Annotated in this window: 10 protein-coding genes; all 10 read right to left on the bottom strand. The window is 67.6% G+C overall.

Annotated elements, in window-relative coordinates:
* Window positions 1–185: 185 nt before the first annotated feature.
* Entirely contained in the window at window positions 186–2147 is a 1962-nt protein-coding gene (locus BUA26_RS02355; protein WP_072757549.1) for a glycoside hydrolase family 127 protein, read from the bottom strand.
* A gap of 280 nt (window positions 2148–2427) precedes the next feature.
* A complete protein-coding gene (locus tag BUA26_RS02350; RefSeq protein WP_072757548.1) occupies window positions 2428–4800 on the bottom strand; it encodes a twin-arginine translocation signal domain-containing protein in 2373 nt (790 codons plus the stop codon).
* A 265-nt stretch (window positions 4801–5065) separates the two neighbouring features.
* Entirely contained in the window at window positions 5066–6637 is a 1572-nt protein-coding gene (locus BUA26_RS02345) for an APC family permease (RefSeq protein WP_072757547.1), read from the bottom strand.
* Between the two features lie 300 nt (window positions 6638–6937).
* Window positions 6938–8662, bottom strand: a complete 1725-nt coding sequence (locus BUA26_RS02340; protein ID WP_255368230.1) for a DUF885 domain-containing protein — start codon at window positions 8660–8662, stop codon at window positions 6938–6940.
* Between the two features lie 71 nt (window positions 8663–8733).
* Window positions 8734–9954, bottom strand: coding sequence for a M24 family metallopeptidase (locus tag BUA26_RS02335; RefSeq protein ID WP_072759946.1), 1221 nt, complete (start codon window positions 9952–9954; stop codon window positions 8734–8736).
* Window positions 9955–9965: 11 nt separating this feature from the next.
* Window positions 9966–11561: an aldehyde dehydrogenase family protein gene (locus BUA26_RS02330; RefSeq protein ID WP_072757544.1), complete on the bottom strand. Its 1596-nt coding sequence runs from the start codon at window positions 11559–11561 to the stop codon at window positions 9966–9968.
* Window positions 11562–11564: 3 nt separating this feature from the next.
* Window positions 11565–12470 carry a dihydrodipicolinate synthase family protein gene (locus tag BUA26_RS02325; RefSeq protein ID WP_072757541.1) on the bottom strand — a complete coding sequence of 302 codons (906 nt, stop codon included), beginning with the start codon at window positions 12468–12470 and terminating at the stop codon, window positions 11565–11567.
* Entirely contained in the window at window positions 12467–13762 is a 1296-nt protein-coding gene (locus tag BUA26_RS02320) for an FAD-dependent oxidoreductase (RefSeq protein ID WP_072757539.1), read from the bottom strand. Before BUA26_RS02320 ends, BUA26_RS02325 begins: the two co-directional genes overlap by 4 nt.
* A 4-nt stretch (window positions 13763–13766) precedes the next feature.
* Complete coding sequence (locus BUA26_RS02315) at window positions 13767–14012, bottom strand: (2Fe-2S)-binding protein (RefSeq protein WP_072757537.1); 246 nt, start codon at window positions 14010–14012, stop codon at window positions 13767–13769.
* On the bottom strand, window positions 14009–15115 hold the full coding sequence (locus BUA26_RS02310) for an NAD(P)/FAD-dependent oxidoreductase (protein ID WP_072757535.1): 1107 nt from the start codon (window positions 15113–15115) through the stop codon (window positions 14009–14011). The genes BUA26_RS02315 and BUA26_RS02310 overlap by 4 nt, the downstream gene beginning before the upstream one ends.
* Window positions 15116–15128: the final 13 nt, after the last annotated feature.

Genomic DNA, 15128 nt, shown 5'->3' with positions numbered 1-15128 from the left:
CTGGCGAACCGCGTCCGGGCGATGAGTCCGATCCGTTGGGGGTGGAGCTTTTCGTGGGCAGCGACCGGCCGTGCCGGGCAGAAGCCCAGCTTGTTTCGGTCGCCGGTTGGCAGGTGGCCGGCAAGCGTTTGCCCGGACCTGCCTCGATGACTGCCCCTCGCAGCGGCAAGCGGCAGTGCGCGCGTTCAGCCGCTGCTGGACGCGCCTTGTTCGGTTTGCCAGTACACGGCGTAGCGCTCGCCATGCACCCGGTTCAGCGGCGCCACCGCGACGTTGCCGTCGCGAGTGACAGCTTCGAAGCGAAGCTCGCGCGCGGAAACCACGCGCAGCCATGAGGTGTCCTGCGCCTGCTCTGCCATCACCTGTGGTGTCGGCTGCGGCTTGGGTTCCGGTTTCGGGCTGGCGTCGTAGCCGCAGTACTGCATGGCATGGGTCAGGCCCTGGCTGCCCAGCCGCGCGGCCAGCACCAGCGGTCCGTACAGCACGGCGCGCTGACTGTCGTCGCCGGGCAGCGCCTCGCTGTGCAAGTGCATCGGCAGCTCCAGTTCGAGACGGTCGCCGTCATGCCATTCGCGTTGCAAGGTGAGGTAGCTGCCGGGCGAGGCGAACACATCGAGCACGTCGCCATTGAGGCGTATGCGTGCGCCGGCTCCGATCCATGCAGGTATTCGCAGGTTCAGGCCGAAGCGTGCGGGCGTTTCAAGCGCCAGGCTGAATCGGGTACGCGGTTCGCGCGGGAAGGTGGTTTCCTGGCGCAGGGTCAGCTTCTGCTGCGGCCAGTTCAGTTCGGAAGGGATGAACAGGTTGACGTAGAGATCCTGTTCGTCGTGGAAGTAGATGCTGTCGTTGAAGCGGGCGAATTCCTCGGCGCCGGTGCCGGTGCAGCACCAGAACGAATCCGTCGGCGAGTTGTAGAACTTCGCCGCACCCGGTTGCAGCGGGTAGTAGTAGAGTTTCATGCCGTCGCTGTCCTGGGTGCCCAGACGCGCGTTGTAGAGCGTGCGTTCGTAATAATCGAAGGCGCGCGGGTCGCCGCTCCACGCATAGACGTGGCGGGTCAGCTTGAGCAGGTTGTAGGCCACGCAGCATTCGGCGCTGTACAGGCCGAGCTGGCCTTTGAGGTCGCCCGGCCCGGTCTTCCAGAACTCGTCGTTGCTGGAGCCGCCGGTGGCGTAGGTGCGATTCTGGGTGACCGTTTCCCAGAAGAACTCGGCGATGCGCCGGTAGCGCGGTTCGCCGGTAAGTTCGTAGCGGCGCGCGGCGCCGATGACCTTGGGTATCTGCGTATTGCTGTGCAGTCCCTGCAGCTCGTCGCGGTGCGCGGTCAGCGGATCGAATAGCGAAGCCTGGTCGAAACGGTGGGCCGCGTCGCGGTAGCGCTCGTTGCCGGTGATCGCATACAGCTCGTACAGCGCATCGTTCATGCCGCCGTACTCGGTCTTCAGGATGTGCGCGATCTCGTTGTCGGAGAAACCGTTGAGCCAGCGCACGGTCCAGTTGCCGATGCCGGTGGCGACCTGCAGCGCCTGCGTATTGCCGGCATGCATGTGCATGTCGAGCATGCCGGCGAAGATCTTGTGGATGGTGTAGAACGGCGCCCACACTTTCTGCCCGCTGCTGAGGCGGTCGAAAAAACTTTCCGGGAACGCGCTGAGGTAGCCGTTCGGTTGCTGGCAGGCGGCCAGCGCGGCGACCAGCTGGTCGCCGCGTTGCTTGAGCAGCTCGTCGCCCAGGCTGGCATGGGCCAGTGCGGCTGCCGACAGATAGTGGCCGCCGCTGAAGTGGCCGCGCAGTTCGCAGTCGGGTTTTTCCCAGCCGCCTAGCGGCGCAGCTGTCGATGCAATGCCGGCTTGCATGCGGAAACTGTGTGCCAGCCGCTCCACCGGCAAGCTGTGCAGGTAGCGCAAATTGGTGGCGGCGGCAGTGGCGAAGTCGCTGTCCAGCAAGCGCACCTGATTCAGCGCGAAGGACTGCATGCGGCGGACCGGCTGTTCGCGGGATCCCGCACCGGGCGCCGCGGCGGGAGCTGCCGCTGGCGCGGCCACATCGGGAGCGAAGGCAAATGCCCTGGGTGCCAGCACGGCTGATGCCAGTGTGGTCGCCGCGCCTTTGAGAAATCGCCTGCGCCAGGCTGTGTCGTACGGCATGCCAACTTCCCCGGATTCCGGACATCGCCACGAACAAGAAAGTCCGTGGCCTTGATTGCGTGCAACCCTCCCAAGTGCACGCTTTCATCGTGCCGTCACATAAGCGGCCCGTCTTGTCTCATTTGCCGAATTGATGTGCGGAATCTTGCATAGTCTGCCAGCGGCATATGGCCGCTGGCAGTAGTACATGCGGCTATGCGGGCGCTGCCCGCATATTCAGCTGTTCCAGCTCATCGGCGGCGTGGCCGCGAGCGGTATCTTGGCGAACGCGATGCCGCCATCAGGCGTAGCGTGCATGTACCTCGATGGACTGGCCCGGTGCGCCGCGCAGGCGCACGGCATCGTCGCGGCGATCATCGGCGGTGATCGGATGGCCGTCCAATGTCGCTTCGATCAACTGCTTGCCGGCGGGTAGGCGCAGGCTGAGCCAGACGGCGGCGGGTGCATCGCGATCGGGCAGGTTGACCGATCCGCGTATCGTGCCGTCCTTCGCTGCCTGCAACTGGAAACCGGCGCGACCCCAGCGGGTTGGCGCAGCGATGATGCCCACTGGTTCGCCGCTGGCCAGCCACGCGCGCGGCACGGCGCGGCCGAGGTACAGGCTCTGGCCGGCGCTGTCCTCGAACACCAGCATCCAGCGCAGCAGCAACGGAATGGTCAGCTGCGCCGGCATGCAGAACAACGGCATGCCGCCGCTGATGTCCGCGACCTCGCCGGCGGTCCAGCTGCCCGGCGTATGCGCGTGATGGCGATGGGCGTAGAGGAACAGCAGGTATTCGTCGATGCGGTTCAGCCGCAGCAACTGCTGCGCGTAGCCGTAGGAAATGAAGCCGAGGATGTCGCGGCTCTTGTCGTCCGGCGGCCCGATGTTCGCCACCACGCCGATGCTGGTGGCGCCGTGGCCGCGCATGCAGTCGATCACCAGATGAGCCAGGTCGTCGGGCAATACGTCGGCTTGGAGCAGTTCGGCATAGGCGCGATGCGGCCATTGCTGCTCACTGGGTTTTTCCTGCGCCAGCGATTCGCGGAAGGTCAGCTTCGCGCCAGGCAGCGGCCCCACGTAAGGCGGCTTGAGATCGTGGCGCACGTAGGCGCGTAGGCTGCGTACGGTTTGCTGACGCAAGGTATCGGCCCGCTGCTGCCAATGGCCGGCCGCACCGCTGCCGCCGGATGATGCGATCTGCGGCCACACGGCGGCGATATCGCTCAACCCGCGCGAGGCCAGGGCGCTGTTGGCGTAGTACGGCTTCCACCACAGCTTGGGGTCGGGAAACAGGCAGGCATCGGACTCGTTCCAGCCATGAATCAGGCCGTGGCCCGGATGCTCGGGCGGCAGGCGCAGGCTTTCTTCGTGCAGCTCCAGCAGGATCTGCGCGGTCGCCTCGATCTTGTCGCGGTGCTTGATCAGCAGCGCGCGATCGCCGGTGTAGTGCAGGTAGCGCGCCAGCAGCGACAAGGTCAGGCCGAACTGTCCGGTCTCGGCGCCGCGCATGTTGATCATGCCGTCGGGCTGCACGAAGTCGGTGAAATAGCCGTCCAAAACCGCAGCGGCCTGCGCGAAGCGGCCCCATTCCATGTTCGCGTACAACGAGCTGGTGAATGTGTCCTGGAAGCCGTCGTACTCGTTGCCGTAATAGTCGCGATCCACCGCGCCGTACTTGGGATAAGTGCCGCCGGGGCGCACCACCAGCTCGCGGGCGAAGGCGTAGCGGGCCATGTCGCTCCAGCCCGCTGCAGGCAGCATGGCCTGGCTGGCGTCGGCCAGTTCGCGCTGCCAGTAGTCGTGGAAGCGCAGCAGCGCGCGATAGAACGCGGCGGCATCCGGCGCCGCCCGGCGCGGCGGATAGCTGGGGTAGCTGTGCCCGTAGACGACTTTGCTGAACCGGCCATGCTCGACCAGGGCGGTACGGTGCCAGGTCTGCACCACGAAACGGTCGGTGGCGTCGACGTCGGCGAACACCAGCACGTCGTACCAGCGCCCCGGCTCGATCGGCACCACCTTGTGCACCGCGGGCAACCAGCCGCCGAGCAGGCCTTCGCGGCGGCGCGCCACCCGCTTGGGATCGTGCAGGTCGGCGAATACCTGGTCGGAGTGATACGTACGCGTGCTGCCGGAGGTGTACACCGCCGCGGTATCAGCGCATTGGCGGGTGCCGACAAAAGTGGTCCACGGCAACCGGCCGTAGTAGTTCTCCGGATCGAGCTTGGAGGCCACCGGCGGCGCCGCGTCACGCACCGCCAGCTCGTCCGGCTCGCCGTGGCGCAGCAGGCGGTCGGCCAGCAGGTCGGCGTCGGCCAGGGCGACCTGGGCCAGCGTCATGCCCAGATAAGGCGGCTGGCCGGCAGCGTCGCAGGCCTCGGTGCGCTTGCCCAGCACGCAGCCGCCGTGCGGGCCTTGCAAGGTGATCGCGCCGTCGTGGTCGCGCAAGTCTTCGTGGACGCTCCAGTCGCCGTCGTCGAACCCGAAGGCGCCCAGGCGCGTGTGGCCGGCGATCGATATCGCTGACACCGGCAGGCGCGTCGGAGGCGGCAGCGCGCCGGTGTTGCGCGGGGTGGAAGCAGCGGTGGTGGCGGCATCCAGCGGCGAAAGCCCGGCCAGGCCGGCGGCGGCGCCGGTGGCGGCAAGGCCTTGCAGAAATCGGCGTCGGTCCATTGGTGTCAGCTACCCCGGGCAGTGGTGGCCGCGGCGGCGGCTCGCCGCAGGTGAAGAAGGTGGCCCGCATACGCGCCGTGTGGACAGCAGAGAGGGGGAGGAGCTTTCCGTATGCGGGCCTGGACTCAGGTTCGCATGCCTCCTTTTCGCGGTCTTGTATCGATCGCGCGATCACCATGCGGATTCGTGCACAGGCGATCATGTCTGTCCGCATATGGACGTCCAGACGGCCAAGGGCGCCGGCGTCGAATGGATCGGGGTACTCCTAATCCTCCTCCTCCGTTCCCAGCTCCAGCAGGGAAGACGGCAGGCCGGTATGGGCGCCCCAGTAATAAATGGCCAGGGCGATGGCGGCGACCAGCAAGGTATCCCACGGGTGCGCGATGAGGCCTATGCCGCCGAACGTCCCCAGCCAGGAGACGACCATGAGCAGCGCATAGAAGGCGATCAGCCACAGCGAGGAATACACCTCCTGGGCAAGTTTCGCGCGACCGGTGGGCGAGGCCATCTTGCACAGGATGTAGACGAAGAACATGACGATCTGCAGCCCCAGCAGCCACGACACGGTTTCCCAGTCGGACCAGTAGACGATCAGCGCCGCCACGATGAAGGACAGCGGACCGAGCAAGGCGAAGCCGCGCACATAGAACGGCCGGGGCAGCTCGGGTGCGCTGCGCCGCAAGGCGGCGACCGTGATCGGAGCGACCGCATAGCTGAGCACCAGCGCGGCCGAGACGACCCGGATCATGGCGCTCCACGAGGGAAAGGGCAGGGTCCAGAACACCGACAGCCCCAAGGTCAGCCACAGCGCGGAGCGTGGTATGCCCGAGGTGTCGTCGATCTTCGTGAACATCTTGAAGAAACTGCCGTTGCGGGCCCAGCCGTAGACGACTCGCGGCGTGGCGTTCATGTAGATGTTGCCGGTGCCGCTGGGCGAAATCACCGCGTCGGACACCACCAGCACAGCCAGCCAGCCGAGTCCCAGCGCCAGGGCGATGTCGTGGTACGGCAGCGAGAATTTCGGGCCGATGCCGCTCCATCCGCCGGCCAGCATGTCGGCGGGGATGCTGCCGAGAAACGCGATCTGCAGCAGCAGATAGATGACGGTCGACAACGCCACCGACAGGATCAGCGCGATGGGAATGGTGCGCTGGGGATGGCGTACCTCGCTGGCTACCGAAATGATCGGGGTCAGTCCCAGGTAGGCGAAGATGATGCCGCCGGCGGATACCGCGCCTTCCACGCCGGCGAAGCCGAACGGTGCGAAGCCGTGCAGCTGCATGTTCTGCGGCTGGAAATGCGCCAGCAGCACGATGATGACCAGCAGCGGTACGACGAACTTGAAAATGCTGATGACGTTGTTCGCCTTGGCGAACGTCTTGACGCTGAAATAGTTGAGCAGGAAGAAAAAGATCAGCAGCACCAGCTGGGCCAGCCAACCGAGCAGGGTCGGGTCGCTGGAGCCGGCCTTGGTCAACGCGGGCCACCAGGCCGAAGCGTATTGCCGCGAGGCGACGGTTTCGATCGCGATCAGGCTGGAGAACGCGATCAGCGTGATGAAGCCCATCAGGTAGCCCAACAGGTTCCCGTGGGAAAATTCCGGGTAGCGGACCACGCCGCCGGCCCGTGGCAGGGCGGCACCCAGCTCACAGTAGACCAGGCCGAGCAGCAGCACCGCGGCGCCCCCGATCAGCCAGGACAGGATGCCCGCGGGCCCGGCGATGGCGGACACCTGGCTGGCCGAAAACAGCCAGCCCGAACCGAAGATGGCGCCCAGTCCGATGAACGTGAGATCGACCAGGCTGAGCTGTTTGTGGAACTTTCCCTGACGGGCCATAAGGAATCATCCGGCTGATGCGTGATGTTGCCTGGTTGTGGAAAAGCTCATAAATCGAAGGCGTGGGCTTTTCCGCATGGATTCGTACTCGGGAACCTCAAATCGCTCGTCATCCCAGCGCAAGCTGGGACCCAGTGCCTTTGCTTTTCAAGGCAAGGGTCTGAAAGTCACTGGGTGACTCGCTTCGCTCGCCCCTTCGGGGCCGCCCTTCGGGCGTTCTGCGTGCTTTGCGCTTGTCCTGCTTGCGCAGGAATGACGGGTTATTCGTGACTCCTATTCGGGCGTGATGTTGCGTGTCGATCATTTCGATGAGCCCGCGTAAGGCGACTTGCCGCCCTCCGCGATGAATCGGTCGATGCGCTGCTGCAGCACCGGCAGCGGCACCGAGCCCAGCGACAGCACGGCGTCGTGGAAGGCGCGCAGATCGAACTTCGGCCCCAGCGCTTTTTCCGCCTTGGCGCGTGCATCCACGATCGCCATTTCGCCGAGGTAGTAGGACAGCGCCTGCGCCGGCCACGCGATGTAGCGATCCACCTCGGTGTCGATTTCGTGCTCGCTCAGCGCGGTGTTGTCGCGCATGAAGGCCTGCGCCTGTTCGCGCGTCCAGCCCAGGTGATGGATACCGGTATCCACGACCAGCCGGCACGCGCGCCACATCTGGTAGCTCAGGTAGCCGAAGCGGTCGTACGGCGTGTCGTACAAGCCCATCTCCACGCCTAGCCGCTCCGAATAGAGCGCCCAGCCTTCGCCGTAGGCGGAGATGTAGGTGTAGCGGCGAAAATCCGGCAAGCCTTCATGCTCGGCCGCCAGCGGCATCTGCAGCGCGTGGCCGGGCGAGGATTCGTGCAAGGTCAGCGCGGTCAGCGAATACAGCGGACGCGAGGGCAGGTCATACGTGTTGACCAGATAGATGCCGGGGCCGCCGCGGCCGCCGGTGTAGAACGGCGCGAGATCCGCCGGCACCGGTTCGATCGCGAAGCGCTGGCGCGGCAGGCGGCCGATGTAGTTGCCGATCTTGCCGTCCACCCGCTTGGCGATCCACGACGCATCCTTGAGCAGTTCGTCGGCGCTCTTCGGATAGAACTTCGGGTCAGTGCGCAGGTAGTGCAGGAACTCGGCGAAGCTGCCCTTGAAGCCGCTGTCGCGGATGGCCTGTTCCATCTCCGCGTGGATCTTCGCCACTTCCTTCAGCCCCAGCGCGTGGATCGCGTCGGGGCTCATGTCCAGCGTGGTGAACTGGCGGATCTGCGACTGGTAGAACGCCTTGCCGTCCGGCATGGCTTCAGCGGCCAGCGTGGTACGCGCCTGCTTCATGTAGACGTTGCGCATGAAGTCGAGCAGCCCGGCGTAGGCGGGGATTACCGACTGCTGGATCGCCCGTCTGCCTTCGGCGCGCAACGCGGCCTGTTCGGCGGCGGGAATGCTGTCCGACATCTGCTTGAACGGCGTGTAGAACAGGTTGTCGTCGCCCTTCGCGTCGGCCACGTCGGCGATCGATTGATCGCGGCCGGTCAAGGTCACCCGCGGCACGCTGAAACCGCGGGCGAGGCCGGCGCGCATGTTGACGATCTCTTCGGCGAAATAGCGCGGGATGTCGTTGAGCTGGGCGATGTAGCGGCGATAGCCTTCGGCGTTTCTCAGCGGCCGCCGTGCGGTGAAACCGGGGTTGCTCCAGAACGCCGTGTCGCTGTTGAACGGCATTTCCCAGGTGCGGAAATGCTGGTCGGCCAGCAGGGTTTCGATCTGATATCGGTAGACCGCATAGTTGACCGGATCGTCGCCGTGCAGCTGGCTTGGCGGAATCGCGTCGAGCTGCTTCAGCACGCCGGTCCAGTAGCGCTCGCGCATCGACTGCGTAGCGGCGTCGACCTTGGGGAAATGGTCGGCCGGCTCGCCCGCCGGATGATCCTCGTCGTCTTCGCCGCGGAACTGCGCCTGACGCCACGTCCATTCCTGCGTGTAGACGTTGCGGAAGCTTGCGGCGGCATGCTCCGTCGCAGACACGTGCAGCGAGGCGGCGGCCATGCATACGGCGCAACTCAGGCTGACGATCAACTTGTGCATGGCGCTACTCCGGCAGCATGGCAATACGGCAACTAGGCGAAGGGCTGGTCGATGGCGGGCGACGGCTGCGTGAACCACGCCGCGCCATCTTCGGTAACGTGGAAGTGGTCTTCGAGACGAATGCCGAAACGCCCGGGCACCACGATCATCGGCTCATCGCTGCAGCACATGCCGGGCGCCAGCGGCGTCTCGTCGCCGCGCACCAGATAAGGCGTTTCATGGATGCTCAAGCCGCAGCCGTGACCGGTGCGGTGCGGCAGGCCGGGCAGGCGGTAGTCCGGCCCCAGTCCGCCGGCCTCGAGTACGCGGCGGGCCGCCGCATCCACCTCGGCGCAGTGCACGCCTGGACGCACCGCGTCGAAGGCGGCTTGCTGCGCGGCGCGTTCCAGTGCCCAGATGCGTGCCTGATCCGCGCTCGGTGTGCCGAAGATATAGCTGCGGGTGATGTCCGACTGATAGCCGCCGACGCTGCAGCCGGTGTCGATCAGCACCAGCTCGTTTGGCTGCAGGGCCTGCTCGCCGGGAATCCCGTGCGGGTAGGCGGTGGCGTGGCCGAACTGCACGATGCAGAAGGTCGAGCCGCCGTCCGCGCCCAGCGCGCGATGCGCCTGGTCGATGAAACGCTTCACCTCGCCGGTGGCGATGCCTTCGTGCAGCAGGCCGGCGGCCAGCTGCTGCGCGTGCAAGGTCATCGCGGTGGCTTGCTGCATCAAGGCCAGTTCGGCCGGCGACTTGCACATGCGGCAGCCGTCGACGATGGCGCTGGCGTCGACGATGCTGCAATGCTCCGCCGCCGTGCGCAGCCGCTCATGCACCAGGAACGGTGCGGCCGGATCCAGCGCCATCCGGCGGATGCCGTGCTCGCGCAGCAGATCCGCGACCAGCGCGTGCGGATTCTCGTGTTCTTCCCAGAACCAAGCCTGCACCGGGATCTTCAATTCATGGGCCAGCGAGCCCTCCTCGAAGGCGGGGCACAGCACGACCGGATCGCCGCGCAAGGTCAGCAGCATCGCGACCAGGCGCTCGCTGGCGCCCCAGGAAATGCCGGTGAAATAGCGCAGCGAACTGCCCGCGGTGATCAGCAAGGCCTCGTCGCCGCGCGCGCGCATCAGCCGACGCGCGTGTTCCAGGCGCTGCTGGTATTCCGCGCCGCCGATCGGCGCGGCACGTTGCGTCCACGGTTTCAGCGCGGCCTGTGCCTGGGCGAGGCTGAGGCCACCGATCTGGGCATGCGGCGACGAAGCGTGGTTCATGGGCGCCTTGCTCATGGACTGCCGCCGATGTCGCCTTCGCTCCAGCGATCGTCGACCAGCCGCTGCACGCCGCCGGGATTGCGATCGCGCAATTCGACCGGCAGCAGCGCCTCGGGCACGCCGTCGTAGCTGTGCAGGGCAGTAAAGCGATGAATCGCTGCAGGCATGCCGACCGCGGTAAAGCCGGGGTGGCCGGTGCTCGGGTAGGGGCCGCCGTGGTTCATGGCCGGGCTCACCGCCACGCCGGTCGGCATCTTGTTGGCGATCAGCCGGCCCACCTTGGTGCGCAGCACGGCGGCCACCGACGACCACGCCGCATCGTCGCTGCCGTCGGCGGCGCGGTACAGCGTGCCGGTGAGGTTGCCCTCGAAAGCGCCCGCCACGCGGGCCATGTCGTCGGCATCGGCGACCCGCACCAGCAGGCTGGTCGGACCGAACGCCTCGGTCTGCAGCGCATCGGGCCGGGCGAGGAAGGCCCCGGCGTCGACGGTGAGCAAGGTGGGCTGATGGCGATAACCTTCGCCGTCGCCCACCGCGCCGCCGGCGAGAACCTTGGCGCCCGCATCGCGCAAGACAGTGACCGCGCGTACCAGGCTGTCCTGCACGCCGCGCGAGAACAGCACCTTCGGCGTAGCGCCCGCGAAATGCTCCATCGCCGCAACGACGAAGGCATCGCCGTGCATCCCTTCGGGCACGATCGCGATGCCGGGGTTGGTGCAGAACTGGCCGCTGCCCATCGTGCAGGAGGCAAAGAACTCCTGCGCCAGCGCGTCGCCGCGTTCGGCCAGTGCGCCGGGCAGCAGGAACACCGGATTGACGCTGGACATCTCGACGTAGATCGGCACGCCGGCCTTGTCCGCGGCAGCCTTCAACGCGAGGCCGCCGGCACGGCTGCCGGTGAAACCGATCGCACCCAGCCGCGTGTCGCCGGCCAGCTTCAGGCCCAGCGCATTGTCGAAGTGATAAAGCAGTTGCACGGCAGCGGCCGGCAGGCCGGCCTTGCCCAGCGCGCCGTGCGCCAGTTGCGCCAGCCGCTGGCTGGTGGCCGGATGCGACGGGTGCGCCTTGGCGATGACCGGATTGCGCGCGGCGATCGCGGAAGCGAAATCGCTGCCGGCGATCGCGTTGAAGGCGAACGGAAAATTGTTCGGACCGAACACCATCACCGGCTTGGCCAGCGGAGCACGATGCGCGCGCAGGCCGAGCCGGGTATCGATGGTGGGCGCGGTCCAGCCGTAGCTGCGCACGGCTTTGGCCGCCTGGCGCAACTGGCCGCTGGTCCGCGGCAGTTCCACCGTGCGCAGCCGCGGCTCGGCGGGCAGGGCGGTCTCTGCGTGTGCCAGCGCCACCAAGGTGTCGGCGTCGGCGTCGATGGCGTCGGCGTAGGCATCGAGAAAATCGGCGATGCGCTCGGCAGGAGCGGCGGCCAGCTCGGCGGCGACGGCCGCGGCAGCACGCAAGGCTGCCTCGATATCGTCCGGCCCGCTGATCGGAAAATGCGGCCCGATCGGCGTGGCGCGAGTCGGATCCTCAGCCTGGAAACTCCCCTGCGCATCTTTCGGTGCACGCCAGCTGCCGTCGATGAGCAGGGGTTCGAGCGCGGCCATGGCTCAAAGCTCCGGGCGGGTGGCGATGGCGTGGTCGATCACCTTGAGCGCGGCCTCGCGCTCGGCGCCGGCCACCGGCAGGCGCGGTGCACGCACCTGCTCGCTGCCCATCCCGACCTTCGCCTGCACCAGCTTGATCAGCTGCACGAAGGTCGGCACCGTGTCCAGCCGCAGCAGCGGCAGAAACCAGGCGTACAGCGACTCGGCTGCCTTCGGGCCGCCGTCGCGGGCCAGCTCGAACAGCTTCACCGATTCCTTCGGATACGCATTGACCAGGCCGGCGATCCAGCCCACCGCGCCCATGCTCACGCCTTCGACGATGGCGTCGTCCATGCCGACCAGCAACTGCACGCGATCGCCCAGCAGCGCACGGATGCCGGCGAAGCGGCGCACATCGCCGGAGGATTCCTTCACCGCCTGCACCTGCGGGAATTCGTGGGCGAGTTCGGCGATCTGCGCCGGCGAGAAATCGGTCTTGTAGGCCACCGGATTGTTGTAGAGCATGCACGGCAAGTCGGTGGCGGCGATCACTGCGCGCACATGCGCGCCCATTTCGCGCCAGTCGGTGGAATACACATACGGCGGCAGCACCATCAAGCCGCCGCAGCCGATGGTCTTCGCTTCGCGCGCCAGGCGCACGGCCTCGTCGGTGGACAGCGCGGCGATGCCGGGGATCACCGGCGCGCGACCCTTCAGCGCGTGCACCAGCGTGCGCAGGATCGCCAGCTTCTCCTCGAAACTCAGCGTGGCCGCTTCGCCCAGCGAACCCAGCGGCACGATGCCTCGGCAGCCGGCGTCGATCAGTTGGTTCGCGTGGCTGGCGAGAAAGGCGTGGTCGACCTGGTCATCGGCGGTGAACGGCGTAGTGATGGCGGGAATGACGCCATGCCAGAGAGATGAGTTGCTCATGTTCGGTTGCCTCGATAGTCGTTAGGAAGAAAAGATTCCGCTTCGGCCACGGCCAGCGTGGCCAGCCGTGCGGGGAACAGGGGTGGGCGGCTGCCGCTGCGCGGGAAGCGGCCGAGCTCGGCCAGCGCGCTGCCGCAGATGCGGCCCTGGCAGGCGCCCATGCCGCAGCGCGTCGCCAGCCTGGCGTCGCGGGCGTTGCTGAAGCCGTCGAGCGCCGCGAGCGTCACGTCCTCGCAGCGGCAGATCAGGGTCTGTGGCGTCGCCAGTGCATGCAGACGCGGGGCCAGCGCGAAGTGCTGCGACAGCAACGCGGCGAAGCGGCGCTCACGAGTGCGTTGCGGCAGCAAGGCCGCGGCGTTGCCGTAGGCGCCGGCGGCGGCGTGGCCGGCGATGCTGCCCTCGATGCGCGCAGCGGCAAGGCCGCCGATGCCGCAAAGCTCACCGGCGGCATGGACACCAGGGACGCTGGTGCGCAGCAGCGAGTCGACGCGCACGTGGGGATGCGCGCCGGCATGCTCGAGTTCGCAGCCGAGCAGGCCGGCCAGTTCGACATTCGGTACCAGTCCATAGCCGATCGCGAGCTGATCGCATTCGATCCGCCGCACGCCGTGCGGACCTTCCACCTCGATGGAGCTCAGTGCCGGTTCGCCATGGGCGGCGCGTACGAACGTGCCGCAGCGATAAGGCACGCCGGCCAGCCGCGCGCGCAGGCCGACCGCCTGCACGGCGCGCGCCGGCCAGTGCCGCAGCCGCCACGCGAAGGCATGGACCGCGGACGCCGGCGCCTGTTCGTAGATGCCGAGCACATGCGTGCCATGCGCACGCAAGGTCGCGGCGGCGGCGAGCAGCAGCGGGCCGCTGCCGGCGACCACCACACGCTTGTCCGCGATCGGCCAGCCTTGCTTGGTCAGCGCCTGCAAGCCGCCGGCACCGGTGACGCCGGGCAGGGTCCAGCCGGGAAACGGCAGCAGCAGTTCGCGTGCGCCGGTGGCCAGCACCAGCGAGCCGTAGCGGAGTTGTCTGGCGCCATCCGGTGTTTCGACCAGCAAGCTGTGCGATGCCGCGGCGACCACGCTGTGCCGGGCGAGAACGTCTACGTTTTCCAGCGACGCGAACGCCCGGCGTGCCGCGCGAGGTGCCGCGCGCCGCACGTCGTGCCGCCATACCTGGCCACCCGCTTGCGCCTGGGCGTCGAGCAGGCCGACCCGCGCGCCGTGCATGGCGGCCGCCTGTGCCGCCGCCAGCCCGGCCGGCCCGGCGCCTACGACCAGCACGTCGTAATGCTCGGTCATCGGCTCAGTCATCGGTTCGCACCTGCATGCCTTCGCTGACCGGCGTCATGCACGAGCGCACGTGGGCGACGCCATCGACCTGCACGCGGCATTCGAAACACACGCCCATGCCGCACAACGGAGCACGCGGCTCGCCGCGCACCGACCGGCGCGAATGCGCAGCGACCCGCGCCACCGCAGCTGCCACGCTGCTGCCGGCCGGTACCTCGACCGGCTGGCCGTTCACCGTGACGCGGATCGGGGTGCTCATGCGGACATCCTTGCCGGCGCATACGGTGCCGGGTCGATCGCGGGTGTGCGGCCCAGCAGCAGATCCAGCAGCAGTTGCGCGCTACCCAGTGCCGTGGTGACACCCAGCCCTTCGTGGCCGGCGGCGACCCACACGTCGGTCCGCCCCGGCACGGCGCCGAGATAAGGCAGGCCGTCGGGTGTGGTCGGGCGGAAACCGGTCCAGATGCGCAGCGCCTGCAGGCCGCGCAGGACCGGCATGAAACTGAAGGCGCGCTCGAGCATGCGCTGCACCATCGCCGGCGACACGGCCGTATCGGTGGCGCCGAATTCGCGCGAGGAGCCGATCAGGATCTGTCCGGTCGGCCGCGGCTGCACATTGAACGCGACGCTGCTGTCGGCGTCGCCGTGGGCGCTGTCGGCATAACCCAGTTCCAGCAGTTGATGGCGCAGCAGGCCGGGATAGCGATCGGTGATGACCAGATGTCCCCGGCGTGGCCGCAGCGGCAATTGCGGCAATAACTCGGGCAGCGCGCAGCCGGTGGCGAGCAGTGTCGGCCCGTGGAGTGGCGTGCCGTCATCCAGCATCACGCCGCCATGTGTCAGCCGCTGCACGGACCGGCCGGCGTACAGCCGCGCGTGGCGCGTCTGCGCACGCTGCACCAGATAACGTGCCACCCGGGGCGGATAGACCACCGCTTCGTGCGGCACCAGCATGCCGCCGTACATGCCGGGCGCCAGCGCAGGCTCCAGTTCGTACAGGTTCTGCGCATCGATCGCATGCGCCTCGACACCGCCGGCGGCCAGGCGGGCCATCCGCGTGGCGATGGCGGCGCCCTCGGTCTCGCCACGCGCCACCCACAAGGTGCCGCAGCGGCTGAATTCGGCTTCGGGCAGGTCGGCAAAGCCTTCCCACTGGCGCAGCGAGTAGCGGGCCAGCGCCAGTTCGGCCGGATCGTCGTCCATCGCCACCAGGTGCCCCATCGCGGCGGCCGTGGCGCCGCCGCCGATCGGGCCGGGCTCCACGATCGCCACGCGCAGCCCTTCGGCCGCGGCCGCGTCGGCACAGCTCGCGCCGACGATGCCGGCGCCGACCACGATCAAGTCGTAGCTGCCAGCATTCATGACCTGGCGGGCT

Origin of the sequence: Rhodanobacter sp. OK091, from assembly GCF_900142825.1 — a bacterium.
In the GTDB taxonomy this organism is placed as follows: Bacteria; Pseudomonadota; Gammaproteobacteria; order Xanthomonadales; family Rhodanobacteraceae; genus Rhodanobacter.
The sequence above is the reverse complement of the archived record's forward strand: the minus strand, read 5'-3'. Positions and strand labels throughout refer to the sequence as shown.

Bases quoted from the DNA above. Each gene is read 5' to 3' on its own strand.
- BUA26_RS02355 (WP_072757549.1), bottom strand. From the start codon at position 2,147: ATGCCGTACGACACAGCCTGGCGCAGGCGATTTCTCAAAGGCGCGGCG.
- BUA26_RS02330 (WP_072757544.1), bottom strand. From the start codon at position 11,561: ATGGCCGCGCTCGAACCCCTGCTCATCGACGGCAGCTGGCGTGCACCG.
- BUA26_RS02340 (WP_255368230.1), bottom strand. From the start codon at position 8,662: ATGGCCGCCGCCTCGCTGCACGTGTCTGCGACGGAGCATGCCGCCGCA.
- BUA26_RS02320 (WP_072757539.1), bottom strand. From the start codon at position 13,762: ATGACCGAGCATTACGACGTGCTGGTCGTAGGCGCCGGGCCGGCCGGG.
- BUA26_RS02325 (WP_072757541.1), bottom strand. From the start codon at position 12,470: ATGAGCAACTCATCTCTCTGGCATGGCGTCATTCCCGCCATCACTACG.
- BUA26_RS02335 (WP_072759946.1), bottom strand. From the start codon at position 9,954: ATGAACCACGCTTCGTCGCCGCATGCCCAGATCGGTGGCCTCAGCCTC.
- BUA26_RS02315 (WP_072757537.1), bottom strand. From the start codon at position 14,012: ATGAGCACCCCGATCCGCGTCACGGTGAACGGCCAGCCGGTCGAGGTA.
- BUA26_RS02345 (WP_072757547.1), bottom strand. From the start codon at position 6,637: ATGGCCCGTCAGGGAAAGTTCCACAAACAGCTCAGCCTGGTCGATCTC.
- BUA26_RS02350 (WP_072757548.1), bottom strand. From the start codon at position 4,800: ATGGACCGACGCCGATTTCTGCAAGGCCTTGCCGCCACCGGCGCCGCC.
- BUA26_RS02310 (WP_072757535.1), bottom strand. From the start codon at position 15,115: ATGAATGCTGGCAGCTACGACTTGATCGTGGTCGGCGCCGGCATCGTC.